General features: G+C 70.2%; 1 protein-coding gene. It reads left to right on the top strand.

The features are described from left to right. Window positions 1-17: 17 nt before the first annotated feature. On the top strand, window positions 18-1,646 hold a 1,629-nt coding region (tssI, locus tag BTO32_RS17495), incomplete at its 3' end, for a type VI secretion system tip protein TssI/VgrG (RefSeq protein WP_076725944.1).

Here is a 1,646-nt window from a genome sequence, read left to right as displayed (position 1 = left end):
CTTCAAGGATTGAAGCCATGCCCCAGGCCACTGGATTGCAGTTCACCGCCCGTGTTGGCGACCTTCCCCCGGATCACTTTGCCGTGGTCGGCTTCGAGCTGACCGAACGCCTGTCCGACCTGGCCGACGGCCATCTGGAACTGGCCAGCCGCGACCCGGCGGTGGCCCCGGAAACGGTGCTGGAGCAGCCGGTGGAGCTGGTGCTGTGGCAGGACGGCCAGCCCCGGCGCCGCTTCACCGGCGTGGTCAACGAATTTGCCCGGGGCGACACCGGGCACCGCCGCACCCGCTACCAGCTGCGCTTCCAGCCGCCGCTGTGGCGCCTGGGCCTGATGCACAACAGCCGGATCTTCCAGGGCCAGGGCAGCGACGCCATTCTGGGCACCCTGCTGGCCGAGCGGGGCCTGGTGGACCCGAGCTTCGACCTGCGCCAGCCGGTACCGGAGCGGGAGTACTGCGTCCAGCACCGGGAAAGCGACCTGGCCTTCCTGGAGCGGCTGGCCGCCGAGGAAGGCTGGCACTACCGCTACCACCACGGCGACCTGGACGGCACCCCACCGATGCTGATCTTCGCCGACCACCACGGTCACGCCCCCAGACTGGCCCCGGCCAGTTACAACGCCCGCACCGGCGGCGCCTGGCCGCACCCTGGCGTGGACCGGTTCCGGGTTCAGGAACGGGTCCGGGTGGCCTCGGTGGCCCTGAAGGACTACACCTTTCACAACCCCGCCTACGCCCTGCTGCACGAACAGACCGACCCGTCGCCGCGCCACCGGGACGACTACCAGCACTACGACTACCCCGGCCGATTCAAGCGCGACGACCGGGGCCGGGTGTTCAGCCGCCGCCGTCTGGAGGCCCTGCGCAACGACGCCTGCGTGGCCGAGGGCCGCAGCCGGCGGCCGGACTTCACCGCTGGGGCCCGGGTGGCCCTGACCGAGCACGACCGGCCGGAGTGCAACCGGGACTGGCTGCTGGTGGCGGTGCGGCACCAGGGCCAGCAGCCCCAGGCGCTGGAAGAAGAAGGCGGGGCGGGGGCCACCCGTTACCACAACCGCTTCGAAGCGGTTCCGGCGGAGGTGCCCTGGCGGCCCCGGCCGCGCCCCCGGCCGGTGATGGACGGGCCCCAGGTGGCGAGGGTCACCGGCCCCGAGGGCGAGGAAATCCACTGCGACGCCCATGGCCGGGTCAAAGTCCGGTTCCCGTGGGATCGGTACAGCCGGAACGACGAGCACAGCAGTGCCTGGCTGAGGGTGAGCCAGGGCTGGGCGGGTGGCCAGTATGGTTTTCTGGCGTTGCCCCGGATCGGGCACGAAGTGATCGTCTCCTTTCTGGACGGCGACCCGGACCAGCCGATCATCACCGGGTGCACCTACCACGCCGGCCATCCGCCGCCGTACCCATTGCCGGAGCACAAGACCCGGACCGTGTTGCGGAGCAAGAGCCACAAGGGGGAGGGCAACAACGAGCTGAGTTTCGAGGACGAGTCGGGGCGAGAGCAGGTGTACCTGCACGCCCAGAGGGACTTGGTTCTGGACACCGGTCACGACCGCACCGAGTGCATAGGTCATGACAGCCACCTGACGGTGGCCGGGAACCGGTTCGACCACATCCGGGGCAGCCGGCACCTGACCGTCGATGGAGAG

This window comes from Marinobacter lutaoensis, from assembly GCF_001981305.1.
Classification (GTDB): Bacteria; Pseudomonadota; Gammaproteobacteria; order Pseudomonadales; family Oleiphilaceae; genus Marinobacter; species Marinobacter lutaoensis.
Note: the sequence above shows the minus strand (reverse complement) of the source record. Positions and strands in the feature narration are given on the sequence as shown.